Here is a 21,877-nt window from a genome sequence, read left to right on the forward strand (position 1 = left end):
ACCAATGACCAATTACAAATTACCTATTATTTTATTTTTAAGCTCTAGTTTATTAACTGGGTGTTTTGGTTATCCGCGTTTGTTGAGTTATCCTTTTGATTCTGGTGGACGGGGTCTTAATAGTCTGGCTTCAGAGTTAGATCCGCAAATTTCTGGGAGATATATTGTATTTACTACTGACCGCAGGGGTAGTGAAGATGTTTATATGTTTGATACTGTGACTCGGAATTTGGTAGATTTACCGGGTTTAAATTCTTTTGATACGATCGCTTCTCACCCTTCTGTCACCCAAGATGGTCGTTATATTGTTTTTATTGCGAGTCGTCAGGGTCGTTCGAGCATTTTTCTTTATGACCGGGAGACGCGACAATCACGGAATTTAACTCCTAGTTTGCAAGCAGAAATTCGCAATCCTACAATTAGTGCTGATGGTAGTAGGATTGCTTTTGAGTTTAGTAATAATGGACAATGGGATATTTTGCTGTATGACCGTGCTGGAAGACAATTGAATATCCCGCAAGAACCAAAGTAATTTGTAATTTGTAATTCGTAATTCGTAATTCGTAATTCGTAATTACTACCCAGTCCCCAGTCCCCAGTCCCCAGTCCCCAATCAGGATTCGATTTTTTGGATAGATTCGATGAGCGATCGCACTTGTTTAGTCCCTTCTGATGGTTCAAAGGAGAGGGGGAATTTACCCCGGACGAGCATTCGCAGTCCTAAAGGTGCAAGGCTGAGTAATCCTTTTAAATCGCGGAAATAGTTACCAACTACTTGGATACCAAATTGGCGTTCATCAATCCAACCACCTGTTTTTACTAACTCTATCAATACTTTCCGGTGACGAATTGAACGGCTATCACTGGCTTGTTTGCGGTCGAGAATTTGCTGTTTAACTTTGGTGATTTGCTCTAATGGTGCAACTTCCATTGGACAAACTGAGTCACAGTAAAAACAACGAGTACAACCCCAAACACCTTTAGTACCTTCGTTATAATTTTCTAAACGATTTTCAGTTTCACTATCGCGGGAATCTGCTACCATGCGATATGCTTTGGCGAGGGCGTGGGGGCCAACAAAGTCTGAATTGACTTCGCGGGCGTTGCATTCAGAATAGCAAGCACCGCACATAATACAGTTACCAGTTTGATCGAGGAGCGATCGCTCTTGTGGTGTTTGCAAAAACTCCTTTTCTGGTACCTGTCGTGCTGCTGTACTGACATAAGGAGCAACCGCTTCTAAATTATTCCAGAAACTGCTCATATCTACGACCAAATCCTTAATCACTGGCATATTACCCAAAGGAGCGATCGTAATTTCACCAGTGGTATTATCCTGGTTTAGCGGCGATGGAATTTGTTTTAATCTAGCCAGTTCGCTGCCAACATTTTCCTTACAGGCTAAAGCCGAACGTCCATTGATTCGTACCGCACAGCTACCACAAATCGTATTGCGGCAATTTTTGCGAAATGCTAAAGTTCCGTCTTGTTCCCACTTAATCTGATTGAGGCAATCTAGGATTGTACTACTTGCTTCTACCTGCAAAGGATAGCTTTGCACAACAGGAGTAGAGTTTTGTTGCTGCCGAATAATTTTAAAAATAACTTCCATTATTACCAACCAAATTTTTAAATTGCCTTACCTGCCTCAAAAATCATGAGTTCAAGTCGGTTGTTGTGAAAAATGAGCTATTGTACATAACGTCAGTGCTTAATAAGCTGACGCTTAAGGCTCTCATGATTCCAGTTTAACGATAACCATTAAAAGTTTAGTCGTAGAAGTGCAATCAGCGAAATTTATCTTCTCCAGGCAATCCAACAGTAAAAAGGAATCATCCCTTTGCATTTAATTTACCTGTTGGGGAGTAAAGAGTGAAGATGTTTCACGTATAGAGGTGCTTACTTGATTAAATGCAGCTTATACATCTTGATGTCAACCGCAGTCAACCAAAGACTGAAGAACCGTAATTTCACATCTTCACAGGCATAATAGGTCTAATTTTAGAAAATTTTTTTTCCTCTTTCCTCACAAAAGGCGAGATATCTACCCCAACTACTTTATCCTCTACACTTCATCCTTCTTTAGTCAAGTCCTATTTATCAAAAGTTCTTAAGCAGCAGCGAAGCAGAAATTTTTTAAATATGTAGAAGTGTTAAAGCGGATAACAATTATTGGGTCATGGCTATCAAGCAGCGGATAGATGTGGTAAATTTATTCTTCCGCTAGACAGAAGTGCAGAATAACTTGAGAGATTTGGCCTGATACTAATAAACATGGCGAAAAATCCATATCGCTTTTTGTCTCATCTCTATCAAGAAAACTGTGGATTTAACTCACTCACTCAAAACGGCTCGTCTCAATTATATGAATTTTTATAAAAGCCTTGACCCAAAACTCATGACAGTATCAAGCCAGAGAAAAATCTACACTGCTTTTTCTCTCCTCAAGTCCAGGGATTAAAAAAAAACTCGAATTGCAAATTGAATTTTAAATTAAATAAATATTTTGCTATTATTAGTCCATGCTAGTATTTAATATAAAATTATGAATTAACAAAACCAGTACCAATCGCCGTATAAGTGCGACTACTACCGCTTTGTTTATTCATAGTGTAGAGATAAGAAAATTCATATCTCTACTAGCAGGACAATAGGGTGTATGTCCGCAAGACCGTAAGCGAATACAATGCTGTCCTCAGCTGGAGATGATGAGTAGGGATGACCTTACAACTCAATGGCAAGAAAGGCAAGCACTGAAAGTGAAAAACCTGCAATTTATTGTATCTACGACTTTTTTGGAGTAGAACTAACCTGATTTGTAAAGGTGACTTAAAATTACACCCCTACAGTAGCGCCAAAAAATAAAATACTTTTATTTCCAATGGCGAATGATGGTTAAAAGTGCCGTAAAATCACCTAAATAAATTTCTGTGACAACCCTAACCTCTAATTTAAGGTTCTAAACCATTTATAGAGATGATTGGGCTGCTCATATCAGCAGAAATTCACCCTCACCCACAACTCTTGAGTAACTCTGTGTAGAGGCTAAAAAGCTAACTACTGTGTTCAGACTAAATTGATGATTAGCTAGAGATTAAGGAAATTTTGACCATAATGACTGAAACTGCAACCGCACCATTAACTGGAAAAGCACTGCTGGCTAAAGTAAAAGAGCTTTCTAATTTACCCCGCCGAGAAAGAGCAAAGCAGTGTGGCTATTACACCGTTACGAAAAATAATCAAGTTCGTGTCAATCTCACCGATTTTTATGATGCTTTGTTGTCAGCTAGAGGTATTCCTCTCAGCCCAGAAGCACCTAAAGATGGACGTGGGCGCGAACCGACATACCGTGTTAGTGTTCACCAAAATCGTCAAATTGTGATTGGTGCTACTTACACCAAAGCAATGGGCTTAAAGCCTGGTGATGAGTTTGAAATTAGGTTGGGTTACAAGCATATTCACTTGATTCAGTTGGGCGAAAGTGATAAAAAATTAACCCCACAGGATGTAGACTCTGATGAAGCAGAGTTAGAAGATGAAGAGGAATAAACTTTTCTGATAGTAGGGGTAAGTTTTAGGTAAATACTTGATAACTTGTCCCTACTGCTACAAATATATAATATTTGTAGTTTAAGTATATATTCACACAACAAAATACAATTTGACCTTTTGCATGAGTCACAAATTCTAGTAGAGTCTTGAATAATAAGCAAGAACTTTATTTCTACTAGAAGCCTATCGTGATTTTTTTGCCTGTCCTTTTATCACTTTTAGAGCCATCAGTCAATACATCACTGGCGTTATTTAAAAATGCACCAGTAGTAGTTGTCGTGATGGCCTTTTTCATTGTTTGGGTAGGGTCTTGGTTGCCATTAGCAGCGATCGCAGCCATCATGCTCAAATTGCAAATTAATAAACCTTTACAACCAGAGCAAAAAATACCTTTATTAGTATCTCTCTACTTATTAGCTCCCTTAATTCTCTGGGGATTTAATTGGCTAGGACTTGGCTCTTTTGCTGATTATGGCTTGATTGGGAACTTTTCTATTTTTGGTTCCTTACTGCTAGGTTTTGGGCTGGGTGTATTGGGTCTTGTGATGGTGTTCACCTGCCAATTTTGGCTGGGTTGGTGCTATTTAGAAAAATCTCATCTCAAGTTAATACCATCTATTTTGTTACCAATTTCCTTGGTGGCTTTATTTGTTGGTGGAATAGAAGAGTTAATTTTTCGGGGTTTTTTGTTGACTCAGTTAGAAAAGGATTATGCAATTTGGGTAGCGGCGATTATCTCTAGCTTGATTTTTGCGTTACTACATTTAGTTTGGGAACAACGGGAAACCGCACCCCAACTCCCCGGATTGTGGCTGATGGGGATGGTTTTGGTAGTAGCTAGGGTTGCTAATAGTAATCATTTAGGGATAGCTTGGGGACTTCATGCCGGATGGGTATGGGCGATCGCTACCATAGATACAGCAGAACTAATTACCTACACAGGAAAAGTCTCAGAAGTGTTTACAGGTAAAAACAAAAAACCCCTAGCCGGCTTGACTGGGGTTCTTTGCGTTCTGGGAACAGGAGTAATTCTGTGGTTATTTTTTCAGCCCGTTTGAAATTAGTGGTAATTCGTAATCATCATCCTAAATTACGAATTACGAATTACGAATGATTACCTAACCGCCGAAACCGGGAATTAAACGCTTTAAGGCGCGGCCAGCTACATCGCCATATTTCAGTTCACCAGCAAGGATTTTACCCATGATTTGAGCGCCGGAGGGACGTTTAACACCGACTTTGTAGCCAATACCGGGGAAGCGATAGAACGCTCCTGCTAAGTTTTTGCGCCCAAGCCATATCTGTTCCCCACTGTTCATTAATAGCCTCAGTGTAATTTGCTAAGGCGTTGATATCACCAGCAAGAGCTTCATTAATGAATTGTGCTGCTAGAACACCACTAAAAATTGAGGGACGAATACCTTCTGCGGTAAAAGGATCAACTACACAAGCTGCTTCACCAGCTAAAACAGCATTTTGGGTGTGCAGCTTTTGATTACCATCCCACAAACAGATGGGATGACCATACTGCTTGCTAGTTTTGACATCTACATTAAAAGACTTAGCATACTCATCTAAAATTTTCTTAAAATCCTGGGGTTCGCCACCAATAAATGTGCCGACACCGATAGAATAACCATCAGCCTTGGGGAAGTTCCAAATATAGCCGTTTTTCAGCAAGCCAAACTCGAAGTGTGCCATGTTTTTGTTGACTACCTCAGCAGCAACTTCAGCTTCTAATGCACCCGCTAAACGACGTTTACGGTCTTTAAAACCTAGCCATTTTGCCATTGAACCTTTTGCACCATCAGCAGCAATTAAGTAACGACCTGTGATGGGTCCATTAGCAGTGTTGACTTGCCAATGATCATTTTTAAACTCAATACCTTTGACTTCTGTATTGTCTCGGATTTCAGCCCCTTGATTTTGGGCTTGTTGGACTAAAAAATGGTCAAAAATATCTCGTCGCACCATCCAGACTGGTTCTTTGATGCCGATTTTTGCTTCTACGGGATCTTCGAGTTTCCAGGTAAAACGCAGGGAATCTACTTTGACGGAAATTGCGGGACTAAAGTCAAAGTCGAACCATTGAGCGATCGCTGGTGACACACCACCACCACAAGGCTTATATCTAGGTAGGGATTCTTTCTCTAAAACTAATACTGAGCGTCCCCGCTTGGCTAAATGATATGCTGCTGTTCCACCTGCTGGACCAGCACCGACGATGATACAGTCGTACATAATTTCTGAATTTTTGCTTTTTATTTTAATTAGTTGACTTTCCAGTATATATAAGGGTTTTGGATTTTTGGTAAATTTTTAGTGAATAATAATTTATAAACAGAATTCAGAAGTCAGGAGCCAGAATTCAGAATGCTGATGAAATCAGGAAGAGAGAGAAGTGAAATTTTCTCAACATCATCAAAGTTGACTCGAAAAGCCTTTATTCTCCTGAACCGTAGGTCTGCGTAGCGTCTCCTGTATTTTCTATTCTGAATACTGACAAATTTATTACGGTCTTCTTTGCGTTCGGCAAGTGCTGCGATCGCATACTCTTCTAGAGGCATTTGCATTTAGAAAAACTATAATTTAAGTATAAAGCTATGGAAACAGCCATGTCTTTGTTAAAGACCCACTCCCCAACCCTATATGAAACCGACTACTTGCAATGGATAGAAACAACTGTAGCCAAATTGCAAGGTCAGGACTACGCAAATGTAGACTGGGCTAATCTCATTGAAGAAATTGGCGACATGGGAAGGAGTGAGCGCAAAAGTCTGATAAAGTAATCTGATTGTCATTTTACTGCATTTACTCAAATGGCAGTTTCAGCCTGACAAGAGAAGCGGTAGTTGGGAAGGAAGTATCATTGAACATCGTAGACGTGTTCAAGAATCTCTCCAGGATTCTCCTAGTCTCAAACCCTATCTGGAGAGCATTTTTACAGAATGTTATACACAAGCAGTTAAGCAAGCAAAAGCTGAAACAGGTTTACCAGTTGAGTCTTTTCCTGTGATATGTCCATATCATTTAGCAGAAGTAACAGAGGATGATTTTTTACCCAACAATCATGGGGGTGAGTAAAGCCCTTGCGGGCATGGCTACGCTTAGAGGACAGTAGTCCGTAACCCACCATAAATTTAGCTGATAATTGTGGGTTACTCGTTACTTGGTACTCAGAACTGCTTAGACAGTTGTGATGTCTTTTTCTTTTTCTGTCAGCAAGTCATCTATTCTTGCTGTGTACTTGTTGGTCAGTTTTTGCAGTTTGTCTTGCTGATCTCGTGATTCGTCTTCGGAAACTTCCGCAGCTTTTTCTTGTTTGCGAATGGAGTCCAGCGCATCACGGCGAATATTACGAATGCCAACTCGACCTTCTTCTGCATACTTAGCGGCCATTTTGACAAATTCTTTCCGGCGATCGCTTGTCAAAGGTGGAATATTCAGCCGAATAACAGAACCGTCATTACTGGGTGTTATTCCTATATCAGACAAAGAAATTGCCTTTTCAACTATGTTTAGGCTGCCCTTATCATAAGGTTGAATCAGAATTGTTGAGGCATCAGGTGTACTAATGTTTGCTAAAGATTTTAGTCCCGTAGGTGTACCGTAATATTCCACCTGTACCTTATCTAATAAACTCGCATTAGCACGACCTGTCCGAATGGTATTAAAAGCTCGTTGAGTCGCCTCAACGGTATGTTGCATTTTACTTTCAGCTTCATCTAATTTCACAAGAACCTCCCACAAGGGTACCAATAGATTCTCCCATTACTGCTCGGTGGATGTTGCCTCGCACTGTCAAGTCAAATACCAGAATGGGAATATTATTTTCTTTACACAAGGCAATTGCGGTGCTATCCATGACTCGTAAATCGTTAGCCAAAACGTGGGTGTAAGTAAGGGTTGTGTAACGCTTGGCATCAGGATAGACTTCGGGATCAGCGTCGTAGATTCCGTCTACTTTGGTGGCTTTAAAAATCACTTCTGCGTCAATTTCTGCTGCTCTTAAAGCGGCAGTCGTATCTGTAGTAAAGAAGGGATTTCCTGAACCTGCACCAAAAATTACCACCCGTCCTTTTTCAAGATGACGGATAGCGCGACGACGAATATAAGGTTCTGCTACTTCTTGCATAGCGATCGCAGTTTGTACCCGCGTTTGTACCCCTATTCGTTCTAGTGAATCTTGCAGCGTCATGGCATTCATTACCGTGGCAATCATCCCAATGTAGTCGCCGGTTGCCCTGTCCATCCCCGCCGATGCCGCTTTCACCCCTCGAAAAATATTGCCGCCGCCAACGACAATAGCGACTTGAACGCCAGTGGCTACCACTTCTCCTAACTGTTCGGCTATTTCCTTGACTACTTCTGGATCAATGCCATAGCCCATGTTGCCCATCAAGGCTTCACCGCTCAGTTTAAGTAAAACCCGTCGGTAATTCGTTCCCATGAAGTTACACTTTATCAAATAAGTTGCAATTGCCTCCAATTTAAGATAGCAGTACAATGGGCTATCTGTGTTTATCAGGTCTATTTACGCCATACTAATGGTGTCCCCATCTGTTGTGTTTCTGCTGGCTGGATTGCTTGACCTGCAAATAAGCAAGCGATCGCATTTCTCAAATAATCCACTCCTGAAGCTAGTGGCTCTTGCGGGTGATCGTCAATTTGACCTTTGTAGCGCAAAATCCCATCACTATCTATTAAAAAAGCTGTTGGTGTACTAATTGCCCCAAAGCTCCGAGTTACATCTTGAGTTGAGTCCCATAGATAAGGAAAATTTAACTCATGATGACGGGCAAATGCTTTCATCCTCTCAAAATTGGATACAGTGTCAAGTTCTTCCCCACTACGAACATCATTGTTGCCATCACCACAATTTAATCCAATCAGTGTGAAGCCCCTGGGGGAAAATTCCGATTGAATAGTTTTTAGTCTGCTTATATACAAATCCACATAATCACAGTGGTTACAAATGGAAATGACACAGACTGAGCTTAAATTTTCTAAGTAACGGCTGAGATGGTGTACACAATCATCAATTCCTGGCAACTCAAAATCTGGAGCGTAACTTCCGATAGGAGTATCAATTGTTTCTAGTATATTCATCTTCTTTCGCCCGAAGGAACTAGGAACAAAAACTTTTTTTAAATTAGCGTTAGTTTCCAGGTGTAAAACTACGCCTTAGCATTTGTTTTATATCCAATTAATTTTATATACTAATTGAGTTAGCGTAAATTGTAAAACTACTTGATCTTTATACTGGTGCTACTTTAATTATCCCCAACTATAAAATTTCTGCAAATTTTCTTAAAAATACTGTAAAGCACCATATATTCGTTTATCTCGAATTTGCCATACTAAATTTGTGCTGCAAACAGGTAAAAACTGAACTGTGTATCATATTGTATCTCACTCAACCGAGAACCGCTATAAAAATAATTCTTAAATAGTTAGACAAATTTAAATTCTTAGTAATTCCTATCTAAAAATAAACTCATGACAACTTCTACAAACGCATTTACATCCACACAGACCTGGCTTTGGCAAGGTTTCCCCATTTGTTACCAAACCCAAGGAACTAGCGGCCCTGCGGTGATTCTAGTACATGGCTTTGGTGCTTCATGGCAACACTGGCGTAAAAATATACCAGTTTTAGCCGAAAATTGTCGAGTTTATGCCATTGATTTGATCGGCTTTGGTGCTTCTGCTAAACCTCAACCCGGAGAAAAAATCACATACACACTAGAAAACTGGGGGCAGCAATTAGCAGACTTTTGTAGCCAAGTGGTAGGTGAGCCAGCTTTTTTAGTCGGTAATTCAATTGGCTGTATTGTAGCAATGCAAGCAGCTGTCATTAGACCAGATATGGTTTTAGGAACAGCGTTAATTAACTGTTCTTTGCGGTTACTACATGATCGTAAACGGCTAAATTTGCCTTGGATAAAACGCATTGGTACGCCGATTTTGCAACGCTTTCTATCTATTCAAGCAGTCGGCAACTTCTTTTTTAGCCAACTAGCCAAACCGAAAACAGTAAAAAAGATTCTCTTACAAGCCTATGCTAATGGCGAAACAGTGACAGATGAATTGGTAGAAATTCTGATGACACCGGCAAAAGATTCTGGCGCTGCTGCTGTATTCTTGGCTTTTACTGCTTATTCCAGCGGCCCATTACCAGAAGACCTCTTAGCAGTATTACCTTGTCCAGCGATTATTTTATGGGGAACAGCTGACCCTTGGGAACCTATTAATTTGGGTAGAGAGTTAGCCAATTTCCCTCAAGTACAAAAATTTATTCCATTAGAGGGAGTGGGACATTGCCCTCAAGACGAAGCACCTGAGATAGTTAATCCAATTTTACAGAATTGGATACGTGAGCTATTAGCTATTTGAGTTGCAGTCTCAAAAAAGGTGTAGGGAGTAGGGAAAGATTTCATTCCCTACTCCACACTCACACTTCACAGAGAGCAAAACAATTTACTGAACTTTGCTTACCAGCCGCCAAAACCGTGTCCGTAGCCACCAAAACCGCGTCCGTAGCCGCCAAAACCGTGTCCGTAGACACGTCCATAGCCATAGCCGCGTCCATAGCCACGTCCAAAACCGCGTTTATAGCCGCGTCCATAGCCATAGCCCCCTGCTAAAACTTCCTGTTCGTCGTTGGATAATTCTGTTAACAACTCAGTTGAGTTAATTTGATCCGACATAATGGTTAGCCTCCATTGGCTGATATATTTTATTCATCCATAATCTTTTTATAAGTTTTATTTCGATAAATTTAATGAATCTATGGTTATAAACTAATAGTTATATGGTCTATCTTTTGACTTAAATAAATTTATGAATTTATTTATTTTTTCTTACTAAAGACAAACTAAAATAGTAATGCCTAATTCTCTACTTAAAAGTTCCATATTAAATACCAAATAAATGGAAAGTTAGACACCAATTCTAGCAGTCTTATGTTTTATTTTCAAGAGTGGATGTATAAGTATCCGTGCAAAATAAATTGCACGTTTCAAAAAGGGAATAGCGCAATATTACAGGCAATACTGCTCACTGCAAAGTCGATAGAAAAGTCTATAAACTAAGACTATTAAGAATAGCCTAGCTTATAGACTTGATAAATTATACCCCTTCTCTAGTTTTTAAACATCCTCTAAGAAAAAGTATTACTCACCGCATTTATTGTCACTATCAGGATAACTGTCATAACCATCATCGGATCTATATTGATCATACTTTTCGTAATCTCCACAAAGTTTTTTAGCTTTACGCTTGGGGGAAGAATAGTAACATTTTCCACCAGATAAAAGCTGTTGTTCTTCTGCGGATAGTTCTACAAGCAAGTTAGATTCATTGGGTTGATATGACATAATTATTGACCTCACATACATCTCTATAAATTGTCCAATTAGTAGATGGGATTCCCTGATTTAAAATCACTTGAACAGCGTGAAATTACTTGGTTGTATCAAAAGTAAGATTAGTGAGAAAAGAAAACGCTATTTCTAGCAGTTACTTTTCTGTTCTCTACACAGTTGATTTAATTGAGGAGGAAGGAGAAAGGTATGGGTTATCTCTGGTATCTCCCTTATTGGTATTCGGAAACTGAATGTAATACCCGAAGGTGAACATTCAACACTTCTGCCAAACTATCTATTTCAAAACTAATTAGTTTTGAGGCAGTTATATCAGCTTCCTCTTTCCTCTCGTCAATGCCAGATTGAAACTAAATTGGAATTAAATGGCTACACAATTTGTGGATTTTTTACACTTAAACTCTCCGCTGTCTTTTTCTTTCGACATCAACATCAACATCAACATTGAAATCGCTTCTACCACCTCTACCACCTCTACCACCTCTACCACCTCTACCACCTTCAGAGAGATCGTAGTCGTAGCAGATTATAGGCCTTTTTCTAGCCTGTCCTCCGGACAGAAGCTGTTGTTGGTCAGCTGATAACTCTACAAGTAAATCAGATGTAATGTTTTTATTTGACATGATTGTTAGCCTCAATTTATGAATAGGTGAATAACACCTATGCTTCTTTTATAAAGATTTATCATTATAAATTAATGACTCCCTAGTTATAAATTTACTAAAACTTAAATTCTTCTTAAGTTATAATTATATTCAGATAAATTTCTTTCTTTTAACTCATGTTTATTTTGTTTATAGCAATTCCCAAGCTCATGAAATACACCCCACCCGCGCTATCGCGCACCCTCCCCTTGGTAAGAGGAAGGGGTAATTTTGTATATCATGCTTAGTGGGAAACGCTATATTATTTATATTGAAAAATATTGTATCTCTTGATTAGGCAAACAAGAAAATATAGAGAGAACAATAAATATATCTCTACAAAAAGATGTTTAAATTCAAACTCGGTTATTTTCTTAAAAGAAATTATTTGGAAAATTTAGTAATAAATTACTTTCTTTCTCACTCTTGGGATTAATTTTGAATAATCCAAAAGTTGAAGAATTTCCTCTAGTGGCTTGGAATAATTTATATTTAGTACTTTCTGATTTTTACGTTTCTTCCCTCAACGAGTGAATTTAATTTTCTCCGACTACTTATATGGTTAAAAACTGCAAGTGTTCTCCTGGTTGAGAAAGAAAACTTTCTAAGCTACCTTCGAGTTTGATTTGACCTTTATCTATGAGTACAATCCAATCGGCGCGATTGATGACACTGGGACGATGGGTAATTAAAATTGTGGTTTTGTCTCTTCTATATTCCAAGAGACGATCTAAGACATGAGCCTCACTGATTGGGTCTAGTCCTGCGGTGGCTTCATCTAAAATTAGTATAGGTGGGTTTGTGATAATTCCGCGTGCGATCGCTAATCGTTGTCTTTGTCCTCCAGAAAGATTAGCTCCAAACTCCCCTAACACAGTTTGATACTTATTCGGTAATTGGCTGATAAACTCATCTGCATCAGCGATATCACAGGCTTGAACAATTTGCTCAAAGGAAATAGAAGGTGTTCCTAAACGGAAGTTTTCCAAAATTGAACGACTCCAAAAATGAGGTTCTTGGGGTACATAAACTACTTGTTGTCGCAAACAATCTAGAGAAATATCTTGGATATTAAACAAACCGATGCGGATATTACCAGAATCTAGTTGATATAAGCCCCCCAATAATTTAGCTAAAGTGCTTTTACCACAGCCTGATTTACCAATTAAAGCAATGACTTTTCCTCCCGGCAGCTTAATTGAAAAATCATCTAATAAGTCAACTCTTCCGGGGTGATGAAATTTGAGATGGGAACAACGAATATCTGCATCATCGGCAATTTTTGCAACTGGCTTTTGACTTCCTCCTACTACTTCTGGTGTAGCATCAATAACTTCTAGCAAACGAGAAACTGCGGTTTGGGAACGAAAATATTCATCGACAAAGCCAACTAATGAGTTAATTAATGCTAAAACATTGACTTGTAAAGCGTTAAAGGCTAACATTTGACCGATACTTAAATTGCCTTGAATTACTAAAAGACTTCCTAACCCTAGCAACAGGACAGTACCAATTGTAGATAGGAGCCTCGCAATAGTACCATTGATAATTCCTAATTGAACTGTGCTGAAAGCAAGATTAGCCAGACGACCAAAACGACTTTGAAATTCATCCCAAAATTGAGGAGCAGCATTTGTTGTTTTGATTACCTGTGCGCCTTTAAATGTTTCTACTAAAACACCTTGATTTTCTGCTCCTAAAACCAAGAGACTACGAGTTTTTTGTTGAAGAATTGGTAAAAAAGGTAGGGTAGCTAAGGTCATTAAAGCAGCAACAAATATGACTGCTGCTGTCAATTGCCAGCTGTAAAATAACATCAAGCAAAAAGAAATTACAGCAATGAAAAACTGGCTAGGTAAAACAATCACAATCTGTGATATTAACTGGTTAATTTCATTAATATCTCGTAGTCGGCTGGTGATTTCACCACTCCGACGAGATTCATAATAACTTAAGGGTAATTGGAGAAGTTTACGCCCAAATTCTAGGACTAAACCTAATTGTAATTTTTGACCAAAATGAGAAATCATTAAGGATTCAAATACTTGTAAACCTCCACTAAATAAACTCATGACGACAACTGCGGAAACCACAACCGTAAGTAGCTGCACATCTCCACGAACTAAAACATCATCTGTGAGCAGTTGAATCAAAACAGGAGTTCCCAGTGCTAGTACACCCAGGACGATATTGATCATTAAGACCTGAGTTAGCAAACCACGATAGGGTAAGAGCCGGCGAAAAAAGCGACTGAGACCACCTTTTGATTGTTCTTGGGGCAGATCAAAAAAGCGATCTGGATCTGGCTCTAGTAAGAGCATGACCCCATTCCAAGCATTTGCTAATTCTTGTCGGCTAACATAGCGGAGTCCTACGGCTGGATCAGCAATGACGTATTTTTTGCCCCGTTTGCCATATAAAACTACCCAATGGTAGCCTTGCCAATGAATAATTGCAGGTAATGTAATTTCTGTGATTCTGTCTATAATTTCTGGGGAAGCTTTAACTGCTCTAGCATTTAAACCGAGATTTTCTGAACCACGTTTTAAACCGAGTAAGGTTGTGCCTAATTGTCCAGTACCGACTGCTTCCCGACTTTTAATCATGCTGAGAAAGCGTCCATAATGCTTGGAAATTGAAACGAGACAAGCGGCTCCGCAGTCTTCTTCACTTAGCTGTAAAGTACACTGGTATTTTTTATGAGGTTTGAGGATATCTAACATGGATGCCAGACCTGTGAAAGAAAAAGTTCAGGAGGTGGAATTGAGATTAAGAAACTCAATATTATTACAGCAGGAGTCAGGAGTCAGGAGTAAAACTGGCTTGGTGTCTAGGTTTCAATTTTGATTCTGTACCGTATGGCTGCGCCACGCAAGCTATCGGCTGACGCTCACGGAGCCTCATTAATCTGCGATCTGCTGTAATTCAAATTTAATAAGATTGGTAGAAATATCGGGTTGGACTGTTGCTTAACCCAACCTATGCTTTTAACCAATTTTCAAAGAATGTGTGGAATTATAAATTGGTGATGAGTTTGCTTTTTCTGAGGATAAATTGCATGACGCTTTCTTGACGGGAAATAATATTAGCGCGGCCTTCCATACCAGATTTAAGATGACACAAGCGATACCTTTCCTGCGGAACACTACGTGAATGGTCAGCTTCGCTATCGCTCCGACCAAGATATAGGGTTTCTGGTTCGATATTGACTTCGTAAGTAGCTACCTGGGATGTACCAGCAATAGGATTATTTGGTGTAGTTGCGATCGCATCTGCTGCTACTGTTTTCACTGTCCCTTTGAGAGTTCCATAGTCTGGATAGGGACAAGCTGAAACCTGCATCTGCACAGCTTGACCTACTTCCACTTTGTCGATATCTTTAGCAGAAATCTGAGCTTTGATGATTAAAGGAGCATCAAGGGGAGCAATTTGAGCCAGAGCTTCACTCATTTGTACCCCCTGTCCAGGGTTGCGGAGTTTGAGTTGCATCAGTGTGCCGGTAATTGGTGAGCGAATCACACTTTTCTTCAACTCATTTTCTAGTTGTAGTAGTTCTTGACGACTACGAATCAGTTGCTTTTGCAGTTCTAGACGCTGTTGGAATAATGTTTCTCGTTCTTTTTGCAAAGCTGCTAAAGCGCCTTTACCCCTGGCCTGTTCTTGCTTAATTCGTTCCGATGCTACGATTACAGTTGCATCACTGGGGTTGAGGGAGATTTTAGCTTTTTCTAAGTTAATTCGGGCTAATTTAACAGCTTGTTCCTTTTCCTCTAGGAGATTTTTGGCATTAGCTTGAGATTCTGCTAATTTAGCTTGAGCAGATTTAACAGCTTGTTGTTTTTCTTCCACTAGATTGCGAGAGACTGCACCTGATGTAGCTATACTCTGCAAGCGATCTCGCTGCAATTGAGCCAGCTTTAAGGCAGCTTCTGCTTCTTGGACAGTTGCTGTTAATAATTTATCTCTTCTTAATCTTGCTAATTGCTCTTGAGCCAACTGTAAACCAAATTCTGCCTGTGCCATTTCCGCATTAGCTTTAATTTGCTGATCCAAATAGTTGCGTTCAGTCCCAGTTAACTCAGCTTGTGCGGCTATAATACTGCGGTTAATTAAATTTGTTTGAGCAGCGATTTGAGTATTAATTTGGCTGACTTGAGTATCAATTTGTATCAGTTGTAATTGATTTTGCTGAATACTATTTTGGAGTTGACTTTTTTGAGATTGAAGTTGAGAATTATTAATGTAAGCGATCGCATCTCCCTGATTTACAAACTGATTTTCTTGAGCTTGAATTTTTTCTACAGTTCCAGTCATAGCCGACTCCACTAACCGTAATTCTCCCAACGGTCTGATCGTGGCTGGAACTTTGACTGTGACATTGTAATTTAAGATATGAGTGAGACTCACAGCTATTACAAAGATAGCAATCATCACTCCCCCACCAATATTGATCCATTTACCAATATGGGGAAGAAACTCATTAGCTTCTAGTAAAGGCAGATCCTCTGGAGTCGGTTCATTTAACCGATACCAAGAATTGTTTTCTTCGCGCTGTAACGAGTTCACGACATTGCACCTTATATTAGGACTAACATATTCGGTTCTCAGATTTAAATTGCAAATATTATGCAACAAAAAAGTAACTATCCCAGGTAATAAATCAGGTGAAAAAAAAACAGTGAATATCTATATTCAGATTATTCCTATTGTAAAAACTAATTAAATGAATCGTTTATAATTAAGTGAAGGGGTAGAGAAAGTTATTCCAATCTATGTTTATTTTTCGCTGCCAATCAAAATAAACTTCAACCGACTAGTACAAAAGATATAGCCTTTCCCACTCTAGTAAGATACAAAATTACCCCTCCCCAACCCTCTTGGTAAGGGGAGGGTGCGCGACAGCGCGGGTGGGGTGTATTTCATGAGCTTGGGAATTGCTATAACGCAACCAGCAAATCATATGCATTGATTTGAGTAGACATAATTCTTAGCTTCACTTATGGAATTGGGTGTTTGACCACCTAACAACCCAACTATAAGCATTATTTCCTAATAATTCATAAACCTAAGGTTAGAAAGTCAAGGTTATAGTTTTACTTCTCAAAGTAGATATAAAATCTTTTAAATTTTACAGATATCTGAATATCCTTAGAGTGAGTATTAAAGATATTGGATGTTATTAAAGAAATTTGCCAACTTAAGATATAAATTGACTCTTTTTGCTGACTAACACTCATACTAAATTTTAGAACATCTAAATCTCTGCCTCCTGCTTTGTGATAACGACAATTTTTAACACCAATCTACTTAATTCAATTCAATACTAATAACTTAATTAACATATAAGCTGCTGCTGCACTACCTAAAGGAACTGTTAAATTATCAACACCTAAAAATGAAAAAGCTTCTAACCCTGTAGCTATGAAGGCTACTGCTAAGGAAATTACCCAAGTTTGCCAAATATTTCCTTGTGTTCCTAGTAAAATAAGGATAGTAATTAAGCAGCTAATCACAGTCATTGTTAAGGAACCTTCCCAACTTTTTTGTGAGCCAAAGAGTATATATTTGTGTTTACCAAATCTCTGTCCAATTAAAGCTGCTAAACCGTCTCCCCAAGTCATGATCATAATTCCTAATGCAGCATACTGGGGTTGCTCTAAATACCAAAAACAAGCAATTAAAATACCAATACTAAGAGCATAAAAAAATGTTCCTAAACTTTGACGACCAACGCTATTAATTCCCGGCAAAATAGGGAATATATAGGACAATAAAGTGATGATACAGCCTACAATTGCAGATGTAATCCCGATAATGGGGGGGATATTTAGCCACCAAGCAATCAAAATGACGTTACCAATGCCAATATGAGCTATTTTGCGGATAAGTTCGGGTTCACTTTGAGGAGAGCGACTGACTCCCCAAGCGGTGAGAATGACTAGTAAAACCCAAGCCGCAGGAGATAAAATTTGCAGCCATAATGGGTAAATGGATTCTAAACTAAGTAATGTACTCAAGAATGATACAACAAATAAACTTTCATCTTTGATACTACTTTATTAAATTTGAGATATGAAAATATTATTGATTTGGTTAATTAAAGGCTATCGCTTATTCATTTCACCCCTGTTTCCCCCCACTTGTCGTTTTCAACCAACTTGCTCGATGTATGCTATGGAAGCAATTGAACGCTATGGTGTGCTACGTGGTGGTTGGATGGGTATTTGGCGGATTTTGCGCTGTCATCCGTTTCATCCAGGTGGTTATGATCCTGTTCCAGAAGTAAGGGAAAAGTCTTGCTGTCAACATGAGAAGTAATATCAGATCTGTTTAATTACCAAAATTTCTATGCGACCTTATCACCAAATCCCAATTATTGAATGTGGTGAACCGTTGATCAAGATTCCCGTAGAACTGTTTGCGCTGGAATCTCCCCATCCTTATGAAAAATTAGGTGCTACCTATGGGGAATATTCACCTTATTTTCTGCGTCATGGTGTAATTGAAAGTTTGCTCAAGGCACAAAATTATTTACAATTGCTGCGTCCTCATTGGTATATCCAGATATTTGATGCTTATCGTCCGGTGGCTGTGCAGCAGTTTATGGTAGATTACAGTTTTGCGGAAGCGTTGCAGCAAAGGGGATTGATTGAAGCAGATTTATCACCCCAGCAACGGGAAGAGGTTTGGAAAGCGGTTTATGAAATTTGGGCTGTACCTAGTTTAGATATGAATACCCCACCTCCACATAGTACGGGGGCTGCGGTAGATGTGACTTTGGTGGATGATGATGGGGTGGTTGTGGATATGGGTTCACCGATTGATGAGATGTCGGTGCGATCGCACCCTGATTATTATGCTAGTAGTAACCAACAGTATCATGCTCATCGTCAATTGCTACATGATGTGATGTTAAAAGCAGGGTTTCAACGTAATCCCAGAGAGTGGTGGCATTTTTCTTTTGGTGATCAAATGTGGGCTTGGTTGTGCAATCAATCAAATCCTGATAACTTTACATCCGCACGTTATGGGCGATTTGATCGAAATATGTGAAGATTGCGGCTACACCAGAGTGATATTACGGAGTAACATTTCTTGACAAAAATGATATATATGTTTTTATTTGATTTCTGTGGTTGCGATGCCAATGTTTCAGATAGAAGCATTCCAGCATCCAGGCAAGCTATAATTCTCTTGCGGAGCAACGTTACAAAAATTTATGAGTAATCCCCTTGTGCAAGCCTTTTTTGTAGGCAGAGCAGTAGCTGAAGTCATTAATGAGCGTGTAGAAGTCGCCTTGACTGATGCTTTAAGTGAACTAGGCAAATTTGATGCAGAAGCTAGAGAACAACTACGCCAATTTACAGATGAAGTTATAACACGAGCTAATCGAGCGGCGGAAACGGCTGGATCTGGTAAAACTCCAGGTACTACTCAAACTAATGCTGGTTCAGTTGACTTACAAGCAGAAATTGATGAATTACGAGCCGAAATTGCCCTATTAAGAACTGAATTGCAAAAATATCGCACTAGTTCAAAATAAAGAGCAATACAGGGGGTAACTAACCAAGTTGCTATCTTGTTAGGGCTGATAATGGGTAATTGGTAATCGGCTGTTTCTAATTACTAATCAGGATTTCAGGATAAACAAGATTATTTTTTGATCATTCCTGAATCAGAGAATATTGTATCCCCTCTGGAAGCTTTAGCAATTACCAATTACCCTAAATCGGTTTTTCTATATCAAAAAAATTTTAGGAATCAAAGTGTCTTTCTTTACTGGTAATTCGGTGAATACCCGACGGTACACAAAAAATATGGACAAAGGTTATTCAGATCAGGCATACCGTTGGAATCGGGAAAATTATTCTAGCAAACGGCGCTTTGTAGATATTTGGTCTTTCGTATTAACATTAATGTTTAAGCTTTGGCGCTATAACAAAGCTTGGAGTTACCCTGGAGGGATAACAGAGGACAAGCAAAGCGCTAGACGTAAAGCCCAAGCTATCTGGATTCGTAATACATTTTTAGAATTGGGGCCAACTTTTATTAAGGTTGGGCAATTGTTCTCTACCCGCGCTGATATTTTTCCTAGTGAATATGTTGAAGAACTTTCTAAGTTACAAGATAGAGTTCCAGCATTTAGCTATGAGCAAGTAGAAGCAATTATTGAGCAGGAATTAGGTAAAAAGATTCCTGAACTATTTCAGAGTTTTGAACCTGTTCCTTTAGCTGCTGCCAGTTTGGGACAAGTTCACAAGGCTATACTCTATTCTGGGGAATCCGTTGTGGTGAAGGTGCAACGTCCTGGACTCAAGAAGCTATTTGAAATTGATTTACAAATTCTTAAGGGTATTGCCCGCTATTTTCAAAATCATCCCAAATGGGGAAGGGGAAGAGATTGGATTGGCATTTATGAAGAATGTTGTCGCATTCTATGGGAAGAAATTGATTATCTCAATGAAGGTCGTAATGCTGATACTTTTCGCCGAAATTTTCGTGATTACGACTGGGTAAATGTGCCGCGAGTTTATTGGCGTTACGCTACTTCTAGAGTAATTACTTTGGAGTATTTACCTGGGATTAAAATTAGCCAGTATGAGGCTTTGGAAGCTGCGGGTGTGGATCGGAAAGCGATCGCTCGTTATGGCGCTCAAGCTTACCTACATCAGCTACTAAATAATGGTTTCTTCCACGCTGATCCCCACCCTGGTAATCTCGCAGTTAGCCCAAATGGAGCTTTGATTTTTTACGATTTTGGCATGATGGGGACGATTAAATCCAATGTGCGAGAGGGTTTAATGCAAACCCTGTTTGGTGTTGCTCAAAAAGATGGCGATCGCGTAGTTCAGTCTCTGGTTGATTTGGGTGCGATCGCCCCCGTAGATGACATGGGGCCTGTGCGGCGTTCAGTTCAGTATATGCTGGACAATTTCATGGATAAGCCCTTTGAAAACCAATCAGTCGCCGCCATCAGTGAAGACCTTTACGAAATAGCTTACAATCAACCGTTTAGATTTCCAGCAACTTTTACCTTTGTCATGCGTGCCTTTTCCACCCTAGAAGGGGTAGGCAAGGGCTTAGATCCAGACTTTAATTTTATGGAAGTTGCCCAACCTTATGCAATGCAACTTATGACTGATAACAATGGTTTAGAGGGGAATAGTTTCTTGAATGAGTTAAGTCGTCAAGCAGTGCAAGTCAGCAACACTGCATTCGGATTACCACGTAGACTAGAAGACACACTCGACAAAATCGAACGTGGGGATATTCGTCTGCGAGTTCGTTCCGTAGAAACAGAAAGACTCATACGCAGACAGAGTAACATTCAACTCGGAATGAGCTATGCTCTTATAATCAGTGGTTTCACAATTGCAGCCACAATTCTCTTGGTTAGCAAGTTTCTGTGGTTAGCAGTATTCATTGGTTTAATTGCAGCAGCAATATCATTCTTGCTGATTCGTCTGCTTTTGCGCCTTGACCGTTATGATCAAAAGTATTAATTGTTGCTCGAAAATCTATGAAACTGAACTTCACGGGTTGTACCGATCCGGGACTTATTCGTGCTAATAATCAAGATGCTTACTATATAGACCCGGAAGGGCGATTTTTTATAGTTGCTGATGGTATGGGTGGTCATGCCGGAGGTGAAGAAGCAAGCCGCATTGCTACCCAACAAATCCAGGCTTATTTGGGCGCAAATTGGCAATCTTCAGAATCTGCACAAAAATTATTAGAACAAGCTTTATTAACAGCTAATAAAGCCATTTTGCAAGATCAACAAAATCATCCTGAACGTTCCGACATGGGGACAACAGCTGTAGTAGTGGTTTTTCCTCCACAAGAACAGCCGTTGTGCGCTCATATCGGAGATTCAAGACTATACCGCTTACGAGAATCTAAACTAGAGCAAATCACAGAAGATCATACTTGGATCGCCAGAGCCATCAAAATTGGTGATATCTCAGTTGAAGAAGCTAGATTGCATCCCTATCGCCATGTTTTGTCACGTTGCTTGGGACGTGAAGACTTTAATCATGTTGATATACAAGCATTAGATATCAAAGTTGGCGATCGCTTGCTGTTGTGTAGTGATGGACTCACCGAAGAACTAGTTGATCAAAAGATTTTTAGCCATCTTCAAGATACTCCTTGGCTAGATAAAGCCGCCTTTGCTCTAGTCGAAGCAGCAAAAGAGGAAGGTGGACACGACAATATCACCATCGTCCTTGTTGCTATTGAGGAAAATTCTTAATTTATATTGTCAGTTGCAGGTAATAGCTTTAGGCAGAGCCT

20 protein-coding genes and 2 pseudogenes are annotated in these 21,877 nt (G+C 39.5%); 10 read left to right on the forward strand and 12 right to left on the reverse strand.

Annotated elements, in window-relative coordinates:
• The first annotated feature begins 4 nt into the window (after positions 1-4).
• Positions 5-532, forward strand: a complete 528-nt coding sequence (locus tag ACOWPH_RS24190) for a TolB family protein (RefSeq protein WP_015212662.1) — start codon at positions 5-7, stop codon at positions 530-532.
• A gap of 81 nt (positions 533-613) precedes the next feature.
• Here ACOWPH_RS24190 and ACOWPH_RS24195 read toward each other — a convergent pair whose 3' ends face one another.
• A complete protein-coding gene (locus tag ACOWPH_RS24195; protein WP_015212663.1) occupies positions 614-1,612 on the reverse strand; it encodes a succinate dehydrogenase/fumarate reductase iron-sulfur subunit in 999 nt (332 codons plus the stop codon).
• A gap of 1,502 nt (positions 1,613-3,114) precedes the next feature.
• Here ACOWPH_RS24195 and ACOWPH_RS24200 point away from each other — a divergent pair.
• Both ACOWPH_RS24200 and ACOWPH_RS24205 read left to right on the forward strand, forming a co-directional pair.
• Positions 3,115-3,549 carry an AbrB family transcriptional regulator gene (locus ACOWPH_RS24200; RefSeq protein WP_015212664.1) on the forward strand — a complete coding sequence of 145 codons (435 nt, stop codon included), beginning with the start codon at positions 3,115-3,117 and terminating at the stop codon, positions 3,547-3,549.
• A gap of 191 nt (positions 3,550-3,740) precedes the next feature.
• Positions 3,741-4,610 (forward strand): CPBP family intramembrane glutamic endopeptidase, encoded by an 870-nt coding sequence (locus ACOWPH_RS24205; RefSeq protein WP_015212665.1) that lies wholly within the window; start codon positions 3,741-3,743, stop codon positions 4,608-4,610.
• Between the two features lie 60 nt (positions 4,611-4,670).
• Here ACOWPH_RS24205 and ACOWPH_RS24210 read toward each other — a convergent pair.
• Together ACOWPH_RS24210 and ACOWPH_RS24215 are read right to left on the reverse strand one after the other, a co-directional pair.
• Positions 4,671-5,793 (reverse strand): annotated as a pseudogene (locus tag ACOWPH_RS24210) (geranylgeranyl reductase family protein).
• A 113-nt stretch (positions 5,794-5,906) separates the two neighbouring features.
• Complete coding sequence (locus ACOWPH_RS24215) at positions 5,907-6,119, reverse strand: hypothetical protein (RefSeq protein ID WP_042464461.1); 213 nt, start codon at positions 6,117-6,119, stop codon at positions 5,907-5,909.
• A gap of 48 nt (positions 6,120-6,167) precedes the next feature.
• On the opposite strand from ACOWPH_RS24215, the pseudogene ACOWPH_RS24220 reads away from it, so the two are divergent.
• Positions 6,168-6,636, forward strand: a pseudogene (locus ACOWPH_RS24220) (DUF29 domain-containing protein).
• A gap of 102 nt (positions 6,637-6,738) precedes the next feature.
• Here the strand turns inward: ACOWPH_RS24220 and frr are convergent.
• From frr to ACOWPH_RS24235, 3 genes are all read right to left on the reverse strand, one after another.
• Complete coding sequence (gene frr / locus ACOWPH_RS24225) at positions 6,739-7,287, reverse strand: ribosome recycling factor (protein WP_015212669.1); 549 nt, start codon at positions 7,285-7,287, stop codon at positions 6,739-6,741.
• Positions 7,274-8,002 carry a UMP kinase gene (pyrH, locus tag ACOWPH_RS24230; RefSeq protein ID WP_015212670.1) on the reverse strand — a complete coding sequence of 243 codons (729 nt, stop codon included), beginning with the start codon at positions 8,000-8,002 and terminating at the stop codon, positions 7,274-7,276. Before pyrH ends, frr begins: the two co-directional genes overlap by 14 nt.
• Positions 8,003-8,082: 80 nt before the next feature.
• A complete protein-coding gene (locus tag ACOWPH_RS24235; protein WP_015212671.1) occupies positions 8,083-8,661 on the reverse strand; it encodes a thioredoxin family protein in 579 nt (192 codons plus the stop codon).
• A gap of 390 nt (positions 8,662-9,051) precedes the next feature.
• On the opposite strand from ACOWPH_RS24235, the gene ACOWPH_RS24240 reads away from it, so the two are divergent.
• The gene (locus ACOWPH_RS24240) at positions 9,052-9,948 is read left to right on the forward strand and encodes an alpha/beta fold hydrolase (RefSeq protein ID WP_015212672.1); all 897 of its coding nucleotides are present in this window, start codon (positions 9,052-9,054) and stop codon (positions 9,946-9,948) included.
• A gap of 98 nt (positions 9,949-10,046) precedes the next feature.
• Here the strand turns inward: ACOWPH_RS24240 and ACOWPH_RS24245 are convergent, their stop codons facing one another.
• The 6 genes from ACOWPH_RS24245 to ACOWPH_RS24270 all read right to left on the reverse strand — a co-directional run bounded on the left by ACOWPH_RS24245 (position 10,047) and on the right by ACOWPH_RS24270 (position 17,598).
• Positions 10,047-10,262, reverse strand: coding sequence for a hypothetical protein (locus ACOWPH_RS24245; RefSeq protein WP_015212673.1), 216 nt, complete (start codon positions 10,260-10,262; stop codon positions 10,047-10,049).
• 465 nt (positions 10,263-10,727) lie between these two features.
• Positions 10,728-10,931, reverse strand: coding sequence for a hypothetical protein (locus tag ACOWPH_RS24250; protein ID WP_015212674.1), 204 nt, complete (start codon positions 10,929-10,931; stop codon positions 10,728-10,730).
• Positions 10,932-11,332: 401 nt separating this feature from the next.
• The gene (locus ACOWPH_RS24255; protein ID WP_015212675.1) at positions 11,333-11,560 is read right to left on the reverse strand and encodes a hypothetical protein; all 228 of its coding nucleotides are present in this window, start codon (positions 11,558-11,560) and stop codon (positions 11,333-11,335) included.
• A gap of 575 nt (positions 11,561-12,135) precedes the next feature.
• Positions 12,136-14,304: a peptidase domain-containing ABC transporter gene (locus tag ACOWPH_RS24260; RefSeq protein WP_015212676.1), complete on the reverse strand. Its 2,169-nt coding sequence runs from the start codon at positions 14,302-14,304 to the stop codon at positions 12,136-12,138.
• A 292-nt stretch (positions 14,305-14,596) separates the two neighbouring features.
• On the reverse strand, positions 14,597-16,147 hold the full coding sequence (locus tag ACOWPH_RS24265; protein WP_015212677.1) for an HlyD family secretion protein: 1,551 nt from the start codon (positions 16,145-16,147) through the stop codon (positions 14,597-14,599).
• Between the two features lie 746 nt (positions 16,148-16,893).
• Positions 16,894-17,598 (reverse strand): diacylglycerol/polyprenol kinase family protein, encoded by a 705-nt coding sequence (locus tag ACOWPH_RS24270; RefSeq protein ID WP_015212678.1) that lies wholly within the window; start codon positions 17,596-17,598, stop codon positions 16,894-16,896.
• Between the two features lie 55 nt (positions 17,599-17,653).
• Between ACOWPH_RS24270 and yidD the strand changes: the two genes are divergently transcribed.
• The 5 genes from yidD (at position 17,654) to ACOWPH_RS24295 (ending at position 21,836) form a co-directional block, all read left to right on the forward strand.
• Positions 17,654-17,899, forward strand: a complete 246-nt coding sequence (gene yidD, locus ACOWPH_RS24275) for a membrane protein insertion efficiency factor YidD (RefSeq protein ID WP_015212679.1) — start codon at positions 17,654-17,656, stop codon at positions 17,897-17,899.
• Between the two features lie 30 nt (positions 17,900-17,929).
• Complete coding sequence (locus ACOWPH_RS24280; protein ID WP_015212680.1) at positions 17,930-18,634, forward strand: M15 family metallopeptidase; 705 nt, start codon at positions 17,930-17,932, stop codon at positions 18,632-18,634.
• Between the two features lie 166 nt (positions 18,635-18,800).
• Positions 18,801-19,124 carry a DUF6825 family protein gene (locus ACOWPH_RS24285; RefSeq protein WP_015212681.1) on the forward strand — a complete coding sequence of 108 codons (324 nt, stop codon included), beginning with the start codon at positions 18,801-18,803 and terminating at the stop codon, positions 19,122-19,124.
• 274 nt (positions 19,125-19,398) lie between these two features.
• A complete protein-coding gene (locus ACOWPH_RS24290; protein WP_042464466.1) occupies positions 19,399-21,084 on the forward strand; it encodes an ABC1 kinase family protein in 1,686 nt (561 codons plus the stop codon).
• A gap of 17 nt (positions 21,085-21,101) precedes the next feature.
• Positions 21,102-21,836: a Stp1/IreP family PP2C-type Ser/Thr phosphatase gene (locus tag ACOWPH_RS24295; RefSeq protein ID WP_015212683.1), complete on the forward strand. Its 735-nt coding sequence runs from the start codon at positions 21,102-21,104 to the stop codon at positions 21,834-21,836.
• The last annotated feature ends 41 nt before the right edge of the window (positions 21,837-21,877 follow it).

Source organism: Anabaena sp. PCC 7938, assembly GCF_049315035.1.
GTDB classification, from domain to species: Bacteria; Cyanobacteriota; Cyanobacteriia; order Cyanobacteriales; family Nostocaceae; genus Anabaena; species Anabaena cylindrica.